This window comes from Streptosporangium sp. NPDC020072, assembly GCF_040631445.1.
Taxonomy (GTDB): Bacteria; Actinomycetota; Actinomycetes; order Streptosporangiales; family Streptosporangiaceae; genus Streptosporangium.
In genome coordinates this window covers 321,525-342,012 of the sequence record NZ_JBEYAB010000009.1, presented here as the reverse complement: position 1 = coordinate 342,012, position 20,488 = coordinate 321,525, and the positions used below count along the sequence as shown (strand labels likewise).

General features: G+C 66.0%; 18 protein-coding genes. 13 read left to right on the top strand and 5 right to left on the bottom strand.

Annotated features, from left to right (window positions below; genetic code table 11):
- Positions 1-33 precede the first annotated feature (33 nt).
- The 8 genes from ABZ470_RS23645 to ABZ470_RS23610 all read left to right on the top strand — a co-directional run bounded on the left by ABZ470_RS23645 (position 34) and on the right by ABZ470_RS23610 (position 8,479).
- On the top strand, positions 34-999 hold the full coding sequence (locus ABZ470_RS23645) for a N4-gp56 family major capsid protein (protein WP_362913855.1): 966 nt from the start codon (positions 34-36) through the stop codon (positions 997-999).
- 61 nt (positions 1,000-1,060) lie between these two features.
- The gene (locus ABZ470_RS23640) at positions 1,061-1,474 is read left to right on the top strand and encodes a hypothetical protein (protein WP_362913853.1); all 414 of its coding nucleotides are present in this window, start codon (positions 1,061-1,063) and stop codon (positions 1,472-1,474) included.
- 147 nt (positions 1,475-1,621) lie between these two features.
- Positions 1,622-2,791 (top strand): hypothetical protein, encoded by a 1,170-nt coding sequence (locus ABZ470_RS23635; RefSeq protein ID WP_362913851.1) that lies wholly within the window; start codon positions 1,622-1,624, stop codon positions 2,789-2,791.
- On the top strand, positions 2,788-2,982 hold the full coding sequence (locus ABZ470_RS23630; protein WP_362913849.1) for a hypothetical protein: 195 nt from the start codon (positions 2,788-2,790) through the stop codon (positions 2,980-2,982). The genes ABZ470_RS23635 and ABZ470_RS23630 overlap by 4 nt, the downstream gene beginning before the upstream one ends.
- 464 nt (positions 2,983-3,446) lie before the next feature.
- Positions 3,447-4,343 (top strand): hypothetical protein, encoded by an 897-nt coding sequence (locus ABZ470_RS23625; protein WP_362913847.1) that lies wholly within the window; start codon positions 3,447-3,449, stop codon positions 4,341-4,343.
- Positions 4,344-4,496: 153 nt separating this feature from the next.
- Positions 4,497-5,231, top strand: a complete 735-nt coding sequence (locus tag ABZ470_RS23620) for a hypothetical protein (protein WP_362913845.1) — start codon at positions 4,497-4,499, stop codon at positions 5,229-5,231.
- A gap of 41 nt (positions 5,232-5,272) precedes the next feature.
- On the top strand, positions 5,273-7,138 hold the full coding sequence (locus ABZ470_RS23615; protein WP_362913843.1) for a hypothetical protein: 1,866 nt from the start codon (positions 5,273-5,275) through the stop codon (positions 7,136-7,138).
- Between the two features lie 726 nt (positions 7,139-7,864).
- On the top strand, positions 7,865-8,479 hold the full coding sequence (locus ABZ470_RS23610; protein ID WP_362913841.1) for a LysM peptidoglycan-binding domain-containing protein: 615 nt from the start codon (positions 7,865-7,867) through the stop codon (positions 8,477-8,479).
- 481 nt (positions 8,480-8,960) lie between these two features.
- Here the strand turns inward: ABZ470_RS23610 and ABZ470_RS23605 are convergent, their stop codons facing one another.
- Complete coding sequence (locus tag ABZ470_RS23605) at positions 8,961-10,115, bottom strand: tyrosine-type recombinase/integrase (RefSeq protein ID WP_362913839.1); 1,155 nt, start codon at positions 10,113-10,115, stop codon at positions 8,961-8,963.
- 17 nt (positions 10,116-10,132) lie between these two features.
- Between ABZ470_RS23605 and ABZ470_RS23600 the strand changes: the two genes are divergently transcribed.
- Positions 10,133-11,572, top strand: a complete 1,440-nt coding sequence (locus tag ABZ470_RS23600; protein WP_362913966.1) for an MFS transporter — start codon at positions 10,133-10,135, stop codon at positions 11,570-11,572.
- A 62-nt stretch (positions 11,573-11,634) separates the two neighbouring features.
- On the opposite strand, the gene ABZ470_RS23595 is transcribed toward ABZ470_RS23600, so the two are convergent.
- Entirely contained in the window at positions 11,635-13,740 is a 2,106-nt protein-coding gene (locus ABZ470_RS23595; RefSeq protein ID WP_362913837.1) for a PhoX family phosphatase, read from the bottom strand.
- 136 nt (positions 13,741-13,876) lie between these two features.
- On the opposite strand from ABZ470_RS23595, the gene ABZ470_RS23590 reads away from it, so the two are divergent.
- Positions 13,877-14,323 carry a sterol carrier family protein gene (locus ABZ470_RS23590; RefSeq protein ID WP_362913835.1) on the top strand — a complete coding sequence of 149 codons (447 nt, stop codon included), beginning with the start codon at positions 13,877-13,879 and terminating at the stop codon, positions 14,321-14,323.
- A gap of 193 nt (positions 14,324-14,516) precedes the next feature.
- On the opposite strand, the gene ABZ470_RS23585 is transcribed toward ABZ470_RS23590, so the two are convergent.
- Entirely contained in the window at positions 14,517-14,945 is a 429-nt protein-coding gene (locus ABZ470_RS23585; protein WP_362913833.1) for a DUF4190 domain-containing protein, read from the bottom strand.
- 21 nt (positions 14,946-14,966) lie between these two features.
- On the opposite strand from ABZ470_RS23585, the gene ABZ470_RS23580 reads away from it, so the two are divergent.
- From ABZ470_RS23580 to purM, 3 genes are all read left to right on the top strand, one after another.
- On the top strand, positions 14,967-15,500 hold the full coding sequence (locus ABZ470_RS23580; RefSeq protein WP_362913831.1) for a hypothetical protein: 534 nt from the start codon (positions 14,967-14,969) through the stop codon (positions 15,498-15,500).
- Between the two features lie 644 nt (positions 15,501-16,144).
- Complete coding sequence (gene purF / locus ABZ470_RS23575; RefSeq protein ID WP_352015249.1) at positions 16,145-17,581, top strand: amidophosphoribosyltransferase; 1,437 nt, start codon at positions 16,145-16,147, stop codon at positions 17,579-17,581.
- A 37-nt stretch (positions 17,582-17,618) separates the two neighbouring features.
- The gene (gene purM, locus ABZ470_RS23570) at positions 17,619-18,644 is read left to right on the top strand and encodes a phosphoribosylformylglycinamidine cyclo-ligase (RefSeq protein WP_362913829.1); all 1,026 of its coding nucleotides are present in this window, start codon (positions 17,619-17,621) and stop codon (positions 18,642-18,644) included.
- 182 nt (positions 18,645-18,826) lie between these two features.
- Here purM and ABZ470_RS23565 read toward each other — a convergent pair whose 3' ends face one another.
- Positions 18,827-19,060: a DUF3073 domain-containing protein gene (locus ABZ470_RS23565; protein ID WP_352015251.1), complete on the bottom strand. Its 234-nt coding sequence runs from the start codon at positions 19,058-19,060 to the stop codon at positions 18,827-18,829.
- Between the two features lie 150 nt (positions 19,061-19,210).
- Positions 19,211-20,314 carry a Glu/Leu/Phe/Val dehydrogenase dimerization domain-containing protein gene (locus ABZ470_RS23560; protein WP_362778160.1) on the bottom strand — a complete coding sequence of 368 codons (1,104 nt, stop codon included), beginning with the start codon at positions 20,312-20,314 and terminating at the stop codon, positions 19,211-19,213.
- Positions 20,315-20,488 lie beyond the last annotated feature (174 nt).

Genomic DNA, 20,488 nt, shown 5'->3' with positions numbered 1-20,488 from the left:
CAATTTAGCGGAGGTTAAGGCTCCGCCGTAATCATGAGTAATGTCTATACCAGCACCGATGTTGCCTCTCTGGGCACGTCCCTGGTGCAAACGGCGTATGACAGGTACGTCCGTTTTCAGCTCCGCTCCATGCCCCTCTTCCGCTCTTTCGCGGACTCTCGGGTAGAGCAGCCTACGGCCCCCGGCTCGTCTGTCGTTTGGCAGTTCTACAACGATCTTTCTCCGCAGACCGCAGAGCTTGATGAGTTCACTGATCCGGATGCGGTAGGCGTGCCTAGCACCACGTCGATTTCTGTGACCATGCGGGAATACGGCAATGTGGTCATCCTGACGCGGAAGCTGCAGCTCACTGCAATTTCTGACGTGGACGAGGCTACCGCTAATATCCTCGCCTACAACATGAGGGACAGCATCGACAATCTCGTCTCGCCCGTTCTTGCGGGCGGTACGAATGTGGTCCGCAGGAATGGCGGCACCCTCAAGTCGAACATGATCTCTGGCGGTGCTGGCACCACTGGTGCGGTCGCTTCCGGCGACATTCTGACGTCCCCTATGGTGCGTCTGGCTGTCGCTAAGCTCCGCTCCGGAAAGGTCATGCCTCGGCAGGGTGAACTGTACGGAATGCTGATTCACCCAGATGTCTCGCACGACCTGAAGGCCGAAACTGGGGCTGCCGCTTGGCGTGACCCTCACAACCTTTCCGGTGCTGAGGCCATTTGGACCTCCACCATTGGGATTTACGAGGGCGCCTACTACGTGGAGAGCCCGCGCATTCCATACGCGGCGGACGGCTCTGGCAGTGCCCGGGTTTACCGGAATGTCATGTTGGGCCGTGAGGCCCTTGCCGAGTCGGTCATTTCTGAGCCTGAGATTGTGATCTCCCCGGTCACTGACAAGCTCCAGCGGTTCCGTGGCATGGGATGGAAGGCCTTCCTCGGCTGGGCGCGATTCCGTGAGGCCGCGCTGATCCGCATTGAAGCCGCTTCTTCCATCGCCTAAGTCTAAGTAGTCAGAAAGGCCCCAGCTTCCCGGCTGGGGCCTTTCTCTATGGAGTCTCCACATGAGCAACACCTTGTACGACAAGGGCCGCGAGAAGTTTCTGACGGGGGCGATCTCGTGGGCTTCGGACAACATCAAGATTTACCTCGTCCGCGGCTATACCCCCAATACCAGCACCCATGAATTCCTGAGTGACATCACTGGCGGTGGAGGCGGGACACTCGTGGCCACGAGTGCCAACCTTTCCAGTAAGACCACCACGGCGGGTGTGGCCGATGCTGCGGATATCACCTATTCAGCGGTAGCAGCTGGCGCCGCTTGTGCCCATCTCGTCATTGCCAAGGACACCGGGACGGCTGGCACTAGCCCTCTAATTGGCCTCATCGACACGGCTACCGGCTTGCCGGTTACCCCTAATGGCGGCGACATCACGGTCACTTTCGACAACGGCGCAAACAAGATCTTCAAGCTGTAGGCTCAAGTGCCTGCTTCTTACCGGTCTATATCGGCGGCTCAGTCCACTGCCGAAGTCGAATCATTCACTGCGTCTCGCCCTTCTGGAGCCGTCGAGGGTGATCTACTGGTCGCCTTCCAGATGGGCGACCGGTCGGAGTCTGCCAGTATGGGCCTGCCCACGGGCGGGGCGGCCTGGGCACTGGGGGCCGAAGTACTGGGCAGCAGCTATGTCTCCGCAAAGATATTCTGGAAGGTCGCCGGTTCCAGCGAGCCAGCGAATTACACCTTTAGCCAGTCCACCAGTGGTGTGGGGTGTCAGGTGCACATTGTGGCTATCCAGGGAGCCACGGCTACGCCTTCGCCCGTTTTCGCCACCAGTTCCTCCTACTCGACACCCAATATTTCCACGCCGGGATTGACTCCTCCCGGCTCTACAGGCGTGGAAATTCGCTACGCCATCGGCGACTTCTCCTCCTCGACTACAGGCCAGACCCTCACCGCCCCAGGTGGCCTCACTTCACGATCGTCCGTACAACTGGGCTCCTATCGTGTGACTGGCGTAGCCACCCGAAATCTCGCCAGTGGCAGCGCCACTACCAGCCTGAATTTTTCCGCGCCTGCCACAATTGATGACGGCGCTGGGGTTACGGTCGCTGTAGCCAGTAGCGTGTTGCCTATCACAGGCTCCGGGATTTCCTCCGGGGAAGCATGGGGGGCGACGGTGGTTGCCGTCCCAACTCCTCAGGCCCTTTCCCTCTCGGGGATTGCGGGAGGGGAGGCTTTCGGTCTCGCCCAGATCGGCCTAGGGATTTCCCTCACGGGAGTTCCCTCCGCGGAGGCCTTCGGCCTTTCTGTCGTAGATGCCGGCCTCCGCCCCCCGGGGATTTCATCCGCTGAATCCTGGGGTGCTGCCAAGGTCATTATCCAGCAGTTCATTTCCCCGCCCGGGATTCCGGATGCTTCGGCATTCGGGGCGGCAGGGATTCAGACCGGTTACCCCATCACCCTCCTTCTGACGGGCATCCCGTCCGGGGAGATGGGGGATGGCGTAGACGTACGCCTCCGCAGTCAGTACGTACTGCAGACGCCATCAATCCAGGAGACGCCCCTTGGAGTGGGTTCGCTTATGCGCCGGTTCGGCCTGCATCGAGGGATCAGCATCATCCGGCGTCCGGACGGCTCTTACTACTCGTCTCGCTACCCAGCCCAGACGGAGCTGGAGGAGGCCTCCATGGTGTACCTGGGCGGACGCATCCACCCGATTTCGCCAGAGGCCGCAGAGGAACTCACTGATGCCGGATTCGGCGCGTACATCACCCTGAGAGAGATTGAATGAAGCGCTTTACGATCACGGTCACCGCTTTTCCGGTGACGGAAATCGATGGAGTCCAGTGGGCGGATGGCACTGCAGCCATCCGCGTCAAGGCGGGCCAGACCTGGGAGTCGCCATACGTCGGCAGAGTGGCCGACCTGGAAGAGGCCTACGGCGGCTATCCGGATTTCAAGCTCAAGTGGCTGGACAAGTGACGTACATCCGAGACGGCGAATCGTACGCCTCCTACGGGGCGTACCTCCGCAGCAAGAGACTGGCTGTCACGGATTGCCGCTCGGCCACCAATCCCCGATGGGACCGCACGGCAGGCAAGGCCTGGACTCGGGACCTGACGGCGTACGCCGACGCACGGCGCCAGGGGATCCAGCCGGACAGCACGGCTCGCCCCGACGTGGAGCGTGCCGTGCGGGAGTCCGACAGGACGGGGGTGGCCTATGGCTCACCTTGATATTCAGGGCGAGCTAAACCGATTGGCCGGTACGTCCGGCCTCGGGGAGGCCGGGGCAGCCAATCTCTACGCGGGCACTGTCGGTCTAGAGGTCGTGGGCGCTCTCCAGGCGAAGGCGTCCCTCCCCGGCGTCGCCCTTCAAGGCGTCGCCAATGCGCTTGCTGGCACAACCGGCCTCGGTGTCCCCGAGGCCCTATCCCGAATCTCTCCATGAGCACACTCGCATCCATCACTGACCGCATCATCGCCACCCTCCAAGGCGCCTCTCGGGATCAAGCCGAGCAGACGCACCTGGTGGCCGGGATCGCCGACACGGATCTCACCCTTCAAGCTTTTGAGCCGAAGCTGCTTTCGCAGGGCCTTATCGAGATCGGGGATGAGCTGCTGTGGGTGTCCGCGGTGGACAATGGCTCTGGCTCCGTGACGATCGCCCCATATGGCCGGGGAGTCCAGACGTCGGCGCCCAGCGCCCATGATGCGGGCGCCATGATCGTCAACAATCCGCGCTTCCCCCGGGCCTTGATCCGCGCGTCAGTCAATGACGCCATCTCAGGCGTCTATCCGGATCTGTACGCGCGCAAGACGTACGAGTTTCCAGCCGTCGCCACCAGGGTTAGTTACGAAATCCCTGCCGAAGCTGAGCAAGTGCATCGGGTCTCCTGGCAGGACATTGGGCCTTCCAAGCGATGGATTCCCGTCAGCCGGTGGCGTTTCGATCCGGCAGCGAGCACGGACGATTTCCCTACCGGAAAGAGCCTGGACCTGTATCAGGCGCCCCTCCCCGGGCGTACGGTGCGTGTGGTCTATCAGCGCCCTCCGGCGCCGTTCACCGACTCTTCCACGGAGTTCGCCACGGCTACCGGCCTGAATGCCTCCGCTGAGGACTGCATTGTGTATGGCGCTCTTTTCCGTCTGGTCGGCATGCTGGAAGCTCCGCGCCTCCAGCTAGCGGCAATTGAGTCGCAGCTTCGCGGACAGCTGGTCCAGCCTGGCGCTACTCAAAGCGCCGTACGGCATTACATGCAGCTCTACCAGTTGGCCTTGACAGCTGAGCGGGAGCGTCTCCTTAGGTCCGATCCGGTCTCCGCACACTACAGGTACATCTAATTGACTCGCCATTACTCGAACACTGCTGTCCAGACGACGATCACGTCTGCCATTTCGGATAGCTCTACGACAATCCCAGTCGCCTCGGTGTCTGGGTATCCTTCCGTGCCCTTCACGGCCGTTTTGGAGGCGGGCACCGCCCAGGAGGAGCTGGTGGAGGTCACCCTGATTTCGGGGACGAACTTCACGGTCAGCCGAGGGATTGACGGCACCCCAGCGCAGCCCCATTCGAGTGGGGCTGCTTTTGCGCATGCTGTGAGTGCCCGGGATTTCAAGGATATTCAGGATCACGTCGGGGAGACGACGGGGGTTCACGGGATCGCCAACACGTCTTTACTGGCGACCATCAATGGATCTCAGACGCTCACCAATAAGACGCTGACCTCCCCCACCATCAATGGCGGGGTGCTCACTACTCCCACTATCGGGAGCTTCGTCAACGCGCAGCATACCCACACGGACGCGGCTAGCGGAGGCGTGATTAGTGCCCAGTGGTGGCCTCCGGCCGCGACGATGTCCGGCACTTTTTCCCCTTCTGGAAGCTTTTCCGAAGTCTCATCTTTGGCGCTTTCCTTTTCTTCTCCGTCTAGCTGGCCGTCTGGAGCGACGAGGATTGCCTACCACCTACATCTATATTTGACCTCCCCGTCGGCTAGCGGCTCCCTGGTGTTGGACGTGAGGGATAACGGCTCGTCGATCGTTCCCAAGCCCAATGGCGGTTTCCCCGTCAGCTCCGTTCCATCCACGCAGTACGGCGCCATGGCTCAATATTCTTGGCATGGCAGCCTGCCCAGCTCGGGATCGCATTCTGTGCGCGTCTATCTCAGATATGACGCGGGAGTGGATATCACGGTCGTCGGCGGGCAGTTCTGGGCCTATCTGATCTAATGGCAACTTCCGGAAGCCTCATTATCCGCACGCTCCCCGGTGTGCTCTCCCGTGTCGCCAGCGTCGGCAGTGGCCCCTATCAGGATTACTACAATGTCTATGACTATGCTGTTGCCGGCGTGCCTTTCCTGGGGAGCATCTCTCCGGATTCTCCCCTGACTAGATCATCCGCCCAATTTCGGAAGGATCAATTCGACAGTGCGGCAGAGCCAGGCGAGCAGTCCCTTTCTGGCTGGTGGCTCCGTAGCCAATCCTCGTGGCATCTTGGCACAGGCATCGTAAATTCCGACGTGCGCCTCGATGAAACAGCAGAATTCCGTTTCGCTGATGCCGAAGGCGTCAACCCCTGGACCCCTGGTCAGCTAACGCTACTGCGCTACCCATACCTTCAGCAGCCCACGACCGGTCCCACCCTTTGCCTGGGGGTGGAGGTCGGAGGCCTCAATTACGTCCTCTACACGGACGGCAACAAGCTGGGAATGTATGGTGAGGTTCTCGGCGATTATTACTCCATCACCTGGGGTGGATCCGGGACCATCCAATCGATCACGACGGACGGCAAAAACTGGTACGCCTCTGCTGCGGACGGCATTTACTGGGGTGCCCTCGGTGGCACCACAGGATCTAAGCTGTGGACAATTTCCGCTGCTCGGGTGATCTGCCGTTGGGTGAAAGGCCGGATCATGGCGGCAGTGGATAGCGCGCTCTATGAGCTTGTACCCCCTGTCGGATCCGCCCCCTACTCCCTGCCGACGACGCCCACCTACACGCATCCCGTTTCCAGCTACGCCTGGACGGATATTGCGGATGGGCCTGAGGCCATTTACGCCATCGGGTACTACGGCACCGAGAGCAGCGTCCTTAAGCTTGCGCTCACCACCACGGGCGCCGTGCCTGCCCTCTCTGCCGCCACCACGGCGGCAGAGCTTCCCCGGAACGAGTTGGGGATGAGCCTGTATTCATACCTGGGTGCCTTTATGTGCATGGGCACGAACCGCGGAGTGCGGATCGCCCTCATTCGGGAAGGCGGCAATCTGGAGTATGGCCCCCTGATCGAGACCCCTAACCCTGTGCGGGACTTCGTCGCCCAGGACCACTACGTGTGGGCCACATATACGGGCGCATTCGTCGATGGCGGGTCAGGCCTGATCCGGATTGACCTCTCCGCGCCCCTGCCGAATGGACGCTATCCATGGGCTAAAGACTTGCGTGTGTCTAGCAGCAATGAAGTCACGGGTGTCACGACCCTAGGCACATCTGACCGCCTGGCGATCGGCGTCGATGGAAGCGGCCTCTATTTCGAGGATGGCTCAGACGTGGAGGAATCCGGCTGGTTCCAGACCGGCCGGATTCGCTATAACACCTTGTGGCCCAAGCTGTTCAAGCAATTCAACATCAAGGCCCAACTCCTTGGTCCGGTAAGTATCGCGTCAATCGATGCGAGCGGAAATGAGTATCAGCTTGCGTCCGTGTCCACGGACAATCGGACGCACGATGATTTGCCGATCAACTACCCGAGCGGCCCGCAGGAATACATCTCTCTGAAATTCACCTTGTCGAGAAGCGCTCTAGACAGCAGCAAATCCCCGATCTTCCGAGGGTATCAGGTGAAGGCGCTGCCTGGTGGGCCGCGCCCTAGGCAATATGTGATCCCCCTCCGGTGCTATGACCAGGAGATTACCGAGGATGGCCAAAGGACCGGCTATGTGGGCTTTGGCCTGGAGCGCCTAGAGGCAATTGAGCGTGCCGACTCTGCGGGTGAGGTCGTCCTTTTCGAGGACCTAAGGCGAGGAACGGCTGTCCCCGTGACCATTGAGCAGATTGAGTATCGCCAGAGCGCCCCTCCGCAGGGCGCCGGATCGGTGTGGGGTGGCGTTCTTACGGTTGCCCTAAGGACAGTGAATTAATGGATTGGTCGCAGATTATCGCAGGCCTCATTGTGGCTGCCGCAATCGCGGCCGGCACTGTGGCCACTCGGACCTTTGTCCGGGGTCTCAAGACGTATCTCCAAGAGGAGATCAAAGCGCTACTTGTCCCGAACGGGGGCAGCTCCCTCGCTGACCGGGTGGCGAAGTTGGAGACAGCCGTGACAGCGCTTAAGACCACCTTGGAGGAGACGGAGTGCCTACCTGGATGCCCCAGGCGCAGCGAGTCCACGCTTATACAGACGGAGGCGCCCAGACGCCGACGCGGGCTTTTTGGATAGGCGCCAATCTCGACTCAAGCTATTCCGCCGTGCTGGCTGCCCGGCTCCTGAATGCCTCTGTAAGCCCCGTGCATCTCGTCTGGGACCCCATGGAGGGGGACGTGGTGCAGATGCTCCCTGCGGGGCGTGTAGGGCTCTACAGCGCCCACCCCCGGAAGGGCTCCATTCAGATTCTTGTGAACGGCGATGCGCCGTTCACCGCAGGCCCCATGAGAGGCCTGCCGGACATCATGTCCTGGCTCCGCGGAGTGGGGATCCCCGATGCCTTCCCCCTGGGGCCTCCCGTGCCCGACCGCCCGCAAGGCGGGCGGGAGCCCGGACACTACGCATTCATTGAAGGGATCGACTGTGAGCGAATTTTGGGATCCGGCCTGGCCGATGGAGCCAGAGCCGATTGAGGTAGAGGTCCCCGACGGAGAGGATGCCGATGGCGACGGCGACTGACGTCCTGGCCTACGCCAAGAGCCTGCAAGGACAGTACAGCCGTCCGAACCCATTCAGCCTGTGGTACTCCGCACGACACCGTATGCCGTTCAAGACCTCCGCCTGGTGCGCGATGTTCGCCACGTACGTGGGCTACCGGACGGGGATGGTCGCGGAGTTTGGGGAGTTCGCCAGCTGCCCCCTGTGGGTGTCGGACCTGAAGAGGCGCAAGCGCTGGACCAAGCGCCCCGAGGTAGGCGCCCTGGTCTTCTACGACTGGAACGACGACGGGCAGGCCGATCACGTCGGCCTGGTCGTCCGCGTGCTGTCCGGTGGCCGGATTGAGGCAATCGAGGGCAATACACGCAAGGGTGGACATGTGGACCGCGTAGCGCTGCAAACGCGATCCCCGGGCGATGTGCTGGGATACGGGAGGATCAGTTACACACCCGACACGGGTACGACGTATGTCGTCAAGTCCGGAGACACTTTGGCGCGCATCGCACAGCGCTACGGCACTACGTGGCAGAAGGTCCACGAGGCCAACCGCGCCACGATCGGCGCGGACCCGGGCAAGATCCTCCCTGGTCAGAGGCTCAAGATCCCTCACGGCTCATAAGGATCTCATCCCGGCTCGCCTTTGCCCTGGCAATTAATTCCTGCCCGAAACAGTTCGGATTGTCAATGATCAAGTAAGCTACGGTTAGCCTATCCTTATCGGGCATAGTGACAGGAGAATCTCCCGTTTTGGGGTATTTCTTCACTTCCTCCTGGATTGATGCGCATGAGGCCAGGGGGGTCTGAGCTGGGGTTTTCCCTGCCGTCGAGGCGCAGGACACCAGTATGGCGACCAGGGCAAGCCCTACAAATCGCAGGCTTTTGACCACGGAGACACTCCTTGACCTTGAGCGCCATAGGACCGAATGATAAATTTCGGACACAGGACGCAGCTGGGGGGTAGAAGTTTCCCATTTCCGTGCTCTCTAGGCACGAAAAAGCCCGACCCCCCGGAAGGGGTCGGGCGGGGCCAGGGCTCATGACAACCAGGACCCAAGATCCCCCGCGATGCTAGCCGTGCGACGCGGGAGATAATGCCCATGCTATCCGGCTGTCCGCCGCCGGTCCATGAGAGAGACCACGGTAGCGAGCCCCTCAGCTGTGTCCTGTGTCACTGAGGTTTGCGGGTGGCTGGGCGGGGCGACCAGGTGAGCAAGCTCGGGGATCTGGGCGGCGAGGTCATCGGGCACGATCCGATTCTTGAGCCGCCACGCCTTGTACTCCTGGTACTGCTCATCATGATCCATGTAGATGCTCGTAATGGCCGTGGACTGGTGATTTAGCGCTTCCTTGGCCAGTTCGAGAGAATCCGCCCGGCCTGATGCCCTGGCCACCGCCCGTACGGCGTTGCCCGTGAGTCTGCGGAGGCTATGCCATCCCATCTGGCGCTGATAGACGCCCGCGTTCATCAGGTGGTCCCTGATGAGGCGGCTGGGTGTGGTGATGCGACTGGTGGGGGCAAGGATGTAGTCACGCTTACGCCCCTTCTTGACGTATCCAGCAGCGAAGAAGGCGGGAAAGACGTACCAGGTGCGCCGGACTTCCTTTCCTGTCAGTTCCTCGTATGTCTGCTTCCAGGCGGACAGCACCGCCCACGCCTCAGGGTCCAGGGGCATCTGCTGACCGTACTTGCGGGCCTTCTTGTTGTCGTATCGGATGTCCCTCTCTTCCCAATCGATGTCCCCCCACTGGAGATCAAGGATCTCGTTGATTCGCCTGGGGAGGATGCGCGCCGCCAGCAGGAGCGCCCTGTCTCGGGGGTGGTGGGCGGTCGCCACCTTGAGAACAAGCATCCACTCCGCGTCCTTGAGGCGGATCCTGGCGGGCTTGTAGTCGCCCTTGCGGTCCCCTAGCAGGTCCACCGGGTTGGGTCCCCAGGTAATGTATTCATGCGTCATCAGCCACTTAATGATGTTGCGCACGTGGGAGATCTTGATCGCGTAAGTGCCGTCGTTGCAGTGCTCTGAAACGTAGTTGGCGAAGTAGTCGATGATCAATTCGGGGTCGAGAAGGTCTGTCGTGAGGGGCACCGGGGCGAGAGGGATCACGGGGACAGTCAGGCCCTCCAGATGCCCGATGAGGGTGTTATAGGTGGTTCGATAGCTGCCGATGGTTCCTTCGGAGAGCTTGCGCACCCTCCTCATGAACACAACATGAGCTTCCTGGGCTTCTGCGAGGGGCATCGGGGGCTTGAGCATGGGCGACCTTCCTTGACCTGTGTTTTACCTGCTCACGCTCCTGTCTCGTTAAACCCTTCGTTGTCCTGATAATGACCTACCTCGACAACAACGTGGTGAACGTCGCGCTGCCGACGATCCAGCGGGACCTCGGGCTGAGCCTGTCCGGACTTGAGTGGATCGTCAGCAGCTACATCCTGGTGTTCGCCGGACTGATGCTGGCCGGAGGGCGCCTGGCCGACATCCTCGGCCGACGAAGGATCTTCGTGCTCGGGCTGAGCGTCTTCACCCTGGCCTCCCTCGCCGCCGGGCTGGCCACCACCGGCGGCCTCCTGATCGCCGCCAGAGCGGCCCAGGGCGTCGGCGCCGCCCTGCTGACCCCGACCGCGCTCGCCCTGATCAGGTCGGTCTTCCCCGACGCCAGGGAACGTGCGACCGCCATCGGCCTGTGGAGCTCCGTCGGCGCGCTCGCCCTGGCCCTCGGGCCGTTGACCGGCGGTTTCATCAGTGAGAACTGGCGGTGGGGCTGGATCTACCTGATCAACGTGCCCGTCGGGCTGGTGACCGTCGGCCTGACCCTCTGGGCGATCAGGGACACCCCCGACGGCCGCGTACGGCACAGCCTGGACATCCCCGGCCTGGCCACGTCGAGCCTGGCGATGTTCGCCCTGACCTACGGACTCATCGAGGGCGGCCGGGCCGGTTGGACCTCACCGGAGATCCTCGGCGCGTTCGGACTGGCCGTCGCCTTCGCGATCGCGTTCGTCGTCATCGAGCGCCGGAGCCGGGAGCCGATGATCGACCTGTCGGTGTTCAGGTCACGGGTGGTCAGCGGCGGCATGCTCTCGATCGGGCTGTGGGCGTTCGGCGTGTTCGGGATCTACTTCTTCACCGCGCTCTACCTGCAGAACGCGCTGGGCTTCTCCCCCCTTGAGGCCGGGGCCTCCTTCGTGCCGATGGCCCTGGTGATGGCGGTGTCCGCCGCCCTGTCCGCCCGGATCAGCCAGATGATCGGCACCGCGCCGACCGTGGCGGCCGGACTCCTCGTGATGGCCGGAGCGATCTTCGGGATCTCCTTCGTCGGCGAGGGAGGCACCTTCGGCGACCTGCTGCCGTGGTTCCTGCTGTACGGCCTCGGCGGCGGCCTGCTCGTCCCGGTCACCACGGTCGTCCTGGGCATGCTCCCCGCGGACCGCGCCGGAATCGCCGCGGGCGTGCTGAACGTCTCCCGGGAGGTCTTCGGCCTGCTCGGCGTCACGATCCTCGGGGCCATCCTGAACGGCAGGCAGACGGCGTTCCTCGCGGACGGCGCGGGCCCGCTGACGGCCTTCCTCGACGCCTACCGGACGACCCTGGTGATCGCGGCGCTCATCGTGCTGGTCGGGGTGCCGGTCAGCCTGTTCTCCCTGCGCCGGTCCCGCTCGGGGCGGGACGGGGACAGGCCCGCGGAGGCCGTACCGGCGATGGCGCAGGGATGAGGAAGTACGGTGCCGCCCGCGGCCCCGCCCAGATGGGCGCGGGCGGCACCGGGATCATCGGGTCAGGAGCCGATCTTCCCGCCCCTCCTGTGCCAGGTGACCACCACGGCGGGGCGGGGCTGGCTGGTGCCCCCGTCCGGCCAGTGGCTGCTCGGCGCCTCCGGGGTGGCGCCGTTGGTCTCCCCGGGGTGCTGGACGGCCGTGAAGACACTGCGCTGGTCGGGGCTGACCAGGGGGCCACAGGTCTCCGCGCCGACCGGGACGCTCAGGAACTGCTTGAGGTGGCCGCGCTCGGGACCGCGGACCGGCATGACGAACAGGCCGTCGTGGGCGCCGAGCTGGTTGCCGTCGGTGGAGATCCACAGGTTGCCGTCGCCGTCGAAGGCGACGTTGTCCGGGCAGGAGATCGGCGAGACCTTCGTCTTGTCGAACCCGGCGAAGTAGGTCGCCGGGTCGTTCGGGTCGCCGCAGACCAGCGGCAGCGACCAGGAGAAGGTCGTGGCGCCCGCGTCGTCGCGCCGCTCCGTGATCTCCAGGATGTGGCCGTGCTTGTTGGCCGGACGCGGGTTGGCCTCGTCCACCTGCGCGGGGGTCCGGTTGGCGTTGTTGGTCAGCGCCACGTAGACGCCACCGGTGACCGGGTTGCGCTCCACGTCCTCGGGACGGTCCATCTTGGTCGCGCCGACCTTGTCCGCCGCGGACCGGGTGTAGACGAGGACCTCCTGGGCCGTCATGCCGGGCACGTGCGAGATGCCGCCGGTCACCAGCGGAATCCACTGCCCGGAGCCGTCGAAGCTCCCGTCTGAGGGCAGCTTGCCGCTGCCGTCGATCTCCTTGGCCGGGCTGTCCCCGGTGAACTTCGCGACGTACAGCGTGCCCTCGTCCAGCAGCGTCCGGTTGTGCCGGTCGAAGCCGGGGATGTAGCGCCTCTTCGAGACGAACTTGTAGACGTACTCGAACCGGGAGTCGTCCCCCATGTAGGCCACGACCCGGCCGTCCCTGGCCAGGGTGGTCGTCGCGCCCTCGTGGGCGAGCCTGCCCAGGGCGGTGCGCTTGATCGGGGTCGAGGTGGGGTCGAACGGGTCGATCTCCACGATCCACCCGAACCTGTTGACCTCGTTGGGGTGCTTGGCCAGGTCGAAACGCTCCTCGACCCGGTCGAACCTGCGGTTGCCCGCCGGGACGCCGGTCGTGGGGCTCACGCCGTACCGGGAGAGGTAGGGCTTCTGGGCCTCGGGGACGCCGTTGCCGTTGACGAAGTACTGGTTGAAGTTCTCCTCGCCGCTCAGCACCGTCCCCCACGGGGTCGTGCCGCCGGCGCAGTTGTTGAGCGTGCCGACCGGGGTGGTGCCCGCCGGGTCGGCCGCGGTCTTCAGCAGGTCGCCGCCCGCGGCGGGGCCGGTGAAGCGCATCGGGGTCAGCGCGGTGATCCGGCGGTTGTAGCGGCGGCGTCCCCGGGTGACGAGCCGCCACTGCCCGGTCCCGCCGACCCGCTCGATCTCGACCACCGAGCCGCCGTGCGCGGCCAGCGCGATCCTGATCTGCTCCTCGGTCGCGGCGTCACCGTTGGTGTAACCGCGGAACATCAGGTTCTCGTCGGTGTACTCGTGGTTGACCCAGAGCAGGCCACGGTGGCCGCCCAGCGGGAAGAAGGTGACGAAGTCGTTGTTGTAGCCGAACTGCTTGGCCTGCGCGTCCGCGCTCTGGTTCTCGAAGTCGAAGGCGGGCGCGTCGGGCAGCACCGGGTCACCCCAGCGCACCACCGGCGCCGTCTCGTAGCCCTCGGGAACCGTCACCCTGTCGTCGGTGTTCGGCGGGACCGCAGTGAAGGTGAGCCTGCCGCCGCCGTGACCCCCGTGCCCTCCCGGGCCGCCGTGACCGGGACGGAAGGCCTGCTCCGCGTCGTCGGGGCCGGGAGCGGCCAGGGCCGGGGCCGCGCCCGTCGCGACGGCGCCGATCGCGAGCGCGCCGAGGGTGCCCGCGCGCAGCACCCCGCGGCGGGAGACGACCTCGGCGACCACGTCACCGAAGTAGGTGTTCTCGCTGGTGTTCTGGACGTCGTGAGCGCACTGGTTGCCGCAGCGGAACCAGCAGGTCAGCGCGCTGCGTCCACCCCCGTGAGGGCTGGCCAGCAGGGGGAGCGCTCTGCGCGGTGACACGTTCGCCACGGGGGCCTCCAAGGTTGTGGTGCGACCGGTTCGGCTGGACGTTACGAGGGCCGGGGGAATCCGGAGTGAACGACGTCTGCCCACCCGGTGAAGCGTGTGTCGCGATCCCCACCCCGAGCCGGGGGATGATGGGAACGTGCCTCCTCACAAGCCGGATCCCGCCAAGGTCCACGCCGCCCTCGACGCCCAGCTCGTCGCGCTCGGCGAGCCCGCCTACGACGGCGGGGAGACGACCGCCGAGTTGCTGCGGGCCTGCGTCGCCGTGGTGCTGCGTGCCTACGACCTGGGCCTGCGCCCCGAGCGGGAGGCCGCCCGCTTCGCCGTACGGCACCTGCTCGACCGGCTGGCCACGGCGGCTCCGGGACGGACCGTCGAGGTGCGGGTCCCGCCGTACGCCGCGGTGCAGTGCGTCGAGGGGCCCCGGCACACCCGGGGCACCCCGCCGAACGTGATCGAGACCGACGCGCTCACCTGGCTCGAACTGGCCACCGGGCGGCTGACCTGGGAGCGGGCCGAGGAGGAGGGCAGGGTCATGGCGAGTGGAAGCCGGGCCGACCTCTCCGCCCACCTGCCCGTCGCCTAGACACCACCCGAAGGCCTCGCCCGCCACACCGTAGGACCACCCGGAGCCCCTCACGACCGCCCCCGTGCCCACCCACCACCGCGGGCCACCACTACGGTCGGCCACCGTGGGCCACAGTGGGGCCATCGCGGGGCCGCTACGAGAGTCGTCGTGAGCCACGGTGGGACCGCTGTGGAGCCGCTGCGGCCATCACCTACGACCGCCACTGTGGCGCGCTCTGGACCTGTACGCCCAGCCGCTCCTCGACACAGCGCTGCTGCAGGCCGGGCGGCAGGTCCATGCAGTCACCGACCGTGCTGTAGAACCACGTCAGGAACACCACCGCGATGATCAGCGCCAACACGCTCAGCACGATGCCCCCGACGGCGCGCCCCCGGTTGGAGTCCTTCACGAAGGCGACGATGCCGATGACCAGTCCGGCGATGGCCGTCAGCACGCCGAGGCCGCACACCACGAGCAGGAAGATGCTCGCGATGCCCAGCACGAGCGACGCCGTGCCGAGCCCGCCGCCCTGCGGCTTCTGGTAGGGGCTCTGGTAACCCCCCTGGTACGGCGGCGCCCCCGGATAACCCGGTCCCCCCGGCGTGAGCGGCGGCTGGTAGGGCTGCTCCTGCCCGTACACCCCTTCCCGACCGGCCCCCGGATGCTGGCCATACGGCCCTTCCTGCCCGGCCCCCGGGCGTTCCTGGCCGTACGACCCTCCCTGGCCCGTCCCCGGGTGCTGGCTGTACGGCCCTTCCTGGCCAGCTCCTGGATACTCCTGGCCGTACCGCCCCTCCTGCCCGCTTCCCGGATGTCGACCGTACGGCCCCTCCTGTCCGGCTCCCAGACTCCCCGAGCCGTACGGTCCCTCCTGCCCGCCTCCTGGACGATCCTGTCCCGACGGCCCTTCCTGACCGGCTCCCGGGTACCCCTGTCCGTACGGTCCCGCCTGACCGCTTTCCCGGGGTTCCTCGCCGTACGGTCCCTCCTGGCCTCCCCGGTGGCCGGCGGCCTGCTGGCCGTACGGCGATGCCCCTCCGCTCGCTCCGCCGTACGGAGCGCCCTGGCCCTGGGCGCCCTGACCTCCGTAGGGACTGGCGCCGGGGATGCCTCCGTACCGGCCGGGCTCGGGATACTGGAACACCTCGGTGGCGTCCGAACCCCTGTCCGGGCCTCTCTCTGGGCCTCTGTCTGAGCCGGGGTCGGTCTGGAGGGGTTCCGGGACCTCGGGAGCGGTCGGCAGGTCGGGATGACGCGGTGTCACCGGTTCGTCCGGCGTGGAGATCGGCTCCCCCGGCGGCCTCTCCCATCGCCCCGGCGCCCCAGGTTCCGGCGCCCCCGGCACTCCCGGACCGGGCACTCCCGGCGTTCCCGGGCTCGGCACTCCAGGACCGGGCCCCGGCGTTCCCGGACTGGGCACTCCAGGACCGGGCAGCCCCGGTTCCGGGGCTCCCGGCTCCCGGGGCACCGGTCCGCGCGGTTCTGGAGACCACGGCTCCGGCTCCTCGGGAATCGGCCGCCTGGGCTCGGGAGAACGCGGCTCCGGTTCCTCCTCTCCCGGGGCCGTCGGGTGCTCCCGGCCCGACGCCTCCTCGGGCTCCCCGTCTGGCCACCGGTCCCGCTGTTCCCGCCGCGGATCAGGCTGGTTCGGGTCCTCAGGTGTTGTCACGTCCACTCTCCCGACGTGTAGGGATGCCGGATACCCCACACTCCCCCGGCTCTTTGCCGTGAAACAGGCCGACACGGCAAAACACTGACGATTGTTCGGCAACGGTGCGGCAGACGGCGGAGAAGGCCCCCGGGTTCGAGCAACGAGGAAGCCGACCTAGACTGAAGCATGTGCTGAAGGGCGACGGCCAGCTGAGCCATGACCTTGACCCCCGTGACCGGCCTCCGAAAGACGCGTGCGGCGTCTTCGGCGTCTGGGCACCCGGGGAGGAAGTCTCCAAACTCACCTACTACGGGCTGTACGCGCTGCAGCACCGCGGGCAGGAGTCCGCGGGCATCGCGGTCAGTGAGGGAAGCCGCATCCTCGTCTACAAGGACATGGGCCTTGTCGCCCAGGTCTTCGACGAGTCGATCCTCGGCACCCTCCGCGGCCACCTGGCGATCGGGCACTGCCGCTACTCGACCACCGGGTCGAGCGTCTGGGAGAACGCCCAGCCGACGCTGAGCTCGACCGAGGAGGGCGGCCTCGCGCTCGCCCACAACGGAAACCTGATCAACACCCCCGAGCTCTCCCAGCGGCTCGCCCCCGGCTCGACCAGGGCGACGACCGACACCGAGGTGCTCGCCTCACTGCTCGCCCAGGACCGCAGCCAGCCCATCGAGGACGCCGCCGCGGAACTGTTCCCGCAGGTCAAGGGGGCATACTCGCTCGTCTTCATGGACGAGCGCACCCTCTACGCCGCCCGTGACCCACAGGGCATCCGCCCGCTGGTGCTCGGTCGTCTCGAACGCGGCTGGGTCGTCGCCTCGGAGACCGCCGCGCTGGACATCGTGGGCGCGACCTTCGTCCGCGAGATCGAGCCGGGCGAGCTGATCACCATCGACGAGCGGGGTGTGCGTTCGCGCAAGTTCGCGCTCCCCGAGCCCAAGGGCTGCCTGTTCGAGTACGTCTACCTGGCCCGTCCCGACACCACGATCGCTGGGCGCAGCGTGCAGAGCACCCGCGTCGAGGTCGGCCGGGTGCTGGCCCGTGAGCACCCCGTCGAGGCCGACCTGGTCATCCCGACGCCCGAGTCCGGCACCCCCGCCGCCGTCGGCTACGCCGAGGCGAGCGGCATCCCGTACGGCCAGGGCCTGGTCAAGAACTCCTACGTCGGCCGCACGTTCATCCAGCCGTCCCAGACGATCCGCCAGCTCGGCATCCGGCTGAAGCTCAACCCGCTGAAAGAGGTCGTCGCGGGCAAGCGTCTGGTCGTGGTCGACGACTCCATCGTGCGCGGCAACACCCAGCGGGCGATCGTCAAGATGCTGCGCGAGGCGGGGGCCAGGGAGGTCCACGTCCGCATCTCCTCCCCGCCGGTCGCCTGGCCGTGCTTCTACGGCATCGACTTCGCGACGCGGGCCGAGCTGATCGCCGGTTCGCTCAGCGTCGAGGAGATCCGTGCCTCCCTGGGCGCCGACTCCCTCGGTTACATCTCGATCGAGGGGCTGACCGAGGCGACCACGATCCCCGCTGAACGGCTCTGCCGTGCCTGTTTCGACGGCGTCTATCCCATCGCCATCGACCAGGACAACGTCGGCAAGTACGTCCTGGAAGCCAAGCTGTGATCCTGTCTGTGATCCCGCAGAACACCTCGGAGACCGCATGACCAGTTACGCCGCCGCCGGTGTGGACATCGACGCGGGCGAACGCGCCGTCGAGCTGATGAAGGCGAAGGTCGCGCGGGCGCGACGGCCCGAGGTGGTCGACGACGCCAGCGGCTTCGCCGGTCTGTTCGACGCCTCGGCGCTGCTCGGTTACCGGCGTCCGCTGCTGACCACCTCGACCGACGGGGTCGGCACCAAGGTCATGTTGGCCCAGCGCCTCGGCAAGCACGACACGATCGGCATCGACCTGGTCGGCATGGTCGTGGACGACCTGGTGGTCTGCGGTGCGGAGCCGCTCTTCATGACCGACTACATCGCCTGCGGCAAGGTCGTCCCCGAGCGGATCGCCGAGATCGTCGGCGGTGTCGCGGAGGGTTGCCGCCTGGCGGGCTGTGCCCTCGTCGGCGGTGAGACGGCCGAGCACCCAGGCGCCATGGGCGCCGACGAGTACGACCTGGCGGGCGCGGCGACCGGTGTGGTCGAGGGCGACGAGCTGCTCGGCCGTGACCGGATCCGCGAGGGTGACGTGGTGCTGGCGCTGGCCTCCTCCGGCGTGCACTCCAACGGCTACTCGCTGGTACGGCACGTCATCGCGCAGGCCGGTCTTTCGCTCGACGACCAGTTCGCCGAGCTCGGCCGCACGCTCGGTGAGGAACTGCTGGAGCCGACCAGGATCTACGCCCTGGACTGCCTTGAGCTGACCCGTGCGACGGAGGTCCACGCCTACGCGCACATCACCGGCGGCGGCCTTGAGGGCAACCTGTCCCGTTCCCTGCCGCCGACGCTCGACGCCCTGCTCGACCGCTCCTCCTGGACCCCGCCCGCGGTCTTCGGGCTGCTCGCCGGGCACGGGAAGATCGCGCAGGCCGACATGGACCGCACCTTCAACCTCGGGGTCGGCATGGCCGCGATCGTCGCGCCGGAGGCCGTCGATCCGGCTCTGGCGCTGCTCAAGGCGCGCGGCCTGCCCGCCTGGGTGCTCGGCGAGGTCGTCCCCGGCACGGGTGTCGCGCGTTACCGCTAGCCGTGTACGGCGAGCCCCGGGTGGATGGCCACCCGGGGCGTCTCGGCGTCCGGAACGCCTCCGTGAAAACACCGAACAGCGCTCCGGGAGCCGGAGCGCTGTCGGGAAAAGACGCAGGGAGAGAACACCCGGTGGTCTTTCGGCCCCCGGGTGTCTCTCACTCGTATTCGAAGTGAAGCCGCCTAACGCCGGCCGGACGTCCCGTCTTCACGGTCGTCTCCGGAGCCGTAGTCATCGGCGTAATCGGCGTACCGCTCAGCCAGTTCGTCATAGGAGTCGTTGGCGTCGTCATTGTGGTTGGAGTCGTCTCTGACTCCGAGCTCGTCGCGAAGACGCTCAAGATCAGTGCCACCGCTGTTGTACTTCAGCTGGCGAGCAACCTTGACCTGCTTGGCCTTTGCTCGGCCGCGCCCCATTGGCTCGACCCCCTCGTGTGGGGTCGTGCCCGACCCCTCGTCGCTAACGCACCACGCACTGACGCCACCTGACTTGAGGCGTCAGCTCTCGTTCGACTACAACCGTACCCGTTTTACGCCCGGCTCGGTACGCCGTATGGGCGTGATGGGCTAGCGGCCCAGCCAAATGCCCCTAATTCGCCCGACTTCCGACATTCTGCGCTCCGCTAGCCTATCGGCTGCGACCGCCGGAGGGACGCCATCCTCGTCCGCCGTCACGAAGATCTTGAGAGTCGTGTCGAAGATCTGGGTGGCCTTTGCCTTCGCGCGGCCCATGTCGAACCCGTGGATCTCGTCGGCCACCTGGATGACGCCGCCGGAGTTGACCACGTAGTCGGGCGCGTAGAGGATGCCGCGGTCGGCGAGCTCCTTCTCCACCCCCGGGTGCGCGAGCTGGTTGTTCGCCCCGCCGCACACGATCTTGGCTCGCAGCCTGGCCACCGTCTCGTCGTCGAGTGCCCCGCCCAGGGCGCACGGCGCGTAGACGTCGATGTCCGCACCGGTCAGCGCGACCTGGTCGGCGACCACCTCGACCTGCGGGTGCCTGGCGCGGACCCGCTCGACGGCCCGCTCGCTGACGTCGCAGACCACGACCTCGGCCCCGGCCTCGACGAGGTGGTCGACCAGGCGGTGGCCGACCTTGCCGACGCCCTCGACGCCGACCCTCCTGCCACGCAGTTCCGACGTGCCGTGGACGTGCTCGACGGCGGCCCGCATGCCCTGGAACACGCCGTAGGCGGTCAGGATCGAGGAGTCGCCCGCCCCGCCGTTGGCCAGTGTGCGGCCGGTCACGTAGGAGCTCTCGCGGGCCACGAGGTCCATGTCCTCGCTGTAGGTGCCGACGTCGCAGGCCGTGAAGTAACGGCCGCCGAGGGACTGCACGAACCTGCCGTAGGCGCGCAGCATGGCCTCGTTCTTGTCGACGGCGGGGTCTCCGATGATGACGGCCTTACCGCCGCCGAGGTCGAGACCGGCCAGGGCGTTCTTGTAGGCCATCGCCCGGGAGAGGTTGAGCACGTCGGTCAGGGCCGCCTGCTCGCTGTCGTAGGGGTAGAACCTGGTGCCGCCCAGGGCGGGGCCGAGGGCGGTGTTGTGGATGGCGATGATGGCTCGCAGGCCGCTGCGCTCGTCGGAGCAGAACACGACCTGCTCGTGCCTGGCCTGGCTGTTCGCTGGGCTGGTGTCCTTGTGGGACAGCCCGAAGACGTCGGTCACGGTGGTGGCTCCCGGTCGTCCGTCCGCCGCTCCGTTGCGGCGGAGATCACCCTCAGCGTAGCCAGAACCATGTAACGAGCCGCGATCGCGCCCCCTGGGTCTCACCAGCCGAGACACCATGGACGACGGAACTCCTCACGACGGCGGCACCGGACAACGGCCTGCCCTTCGTGA

Coding starts and splice junctions, on each gene's coding strand:
- ABZ470_RS23630 (WP_362913849.1), top strand. CDS start 2,788: ATGAAGCGCTTTACGATCACGGTCACCGCTTTTCCGGTGACGGAAATC.
- ABZ470_RS23645 (WP_362913855.1), top strand. CDS start 34: ATGAGTAATGTCTATACCAGCACCGATGTTGCCTCTCTGGGCACGTCC.
- purM (WP_362913829.1), top strand. CDS start 17,619: ATGACCAGTTACGCCGCCGCCGGTGTGGACATCGACGCGGGCGAACGC.
- ABZ470_RS23635 (WP_362913851.1), top strand. CDS start 1,622: ATGGGCCTGCCCACGGGCGGGGCGGCCTGGGCACTGGGGGCCGAAGTA.
- ABZ470_RS23565 (WP_352015251.1), bottom strand. CDS start 19,060: ATGGGGCGCGGCCGAGCAAAGGCCAAGCAGGTCAAGGTTGCTCGCCAG.
- ABZ470_RS23605 (WP_362913839.1), bottom strand. CDS start 10,115: ATGCTCAAGCCCCCGATGCCCCTCGCAGAAGCCCAGGAAGCTCATGTT.
- ABZ470_RS23580 (WP_362913831.1), top strand. CDS start 14,967: ATGCTGGCCATACGGCCCTTCCTGCCCGGCCCCCGGGCGTTCCTGGCC.
- ABZ470_RS23625 (WP_362913847.1), top strand. CDS start 3,447: ATGAGCACACTCGCATCCATCACTGACCGCATCATCGCCACCCTCCAA.
- ABZ470_RS23640 (WP_362913853.1), top strand. CDS start 1,061: ATGAGCAACACCTTGTACGACAAGGGCCGCGAGAAGTTTCTGACGGGG.
- ABZ470_RS23610 (WP_362913841.1), top strand. CDS start 7,865: ATGGCGACGGCGACTGACGTCCTGGCCTACGCCAAGAGCCTGCAAGGA.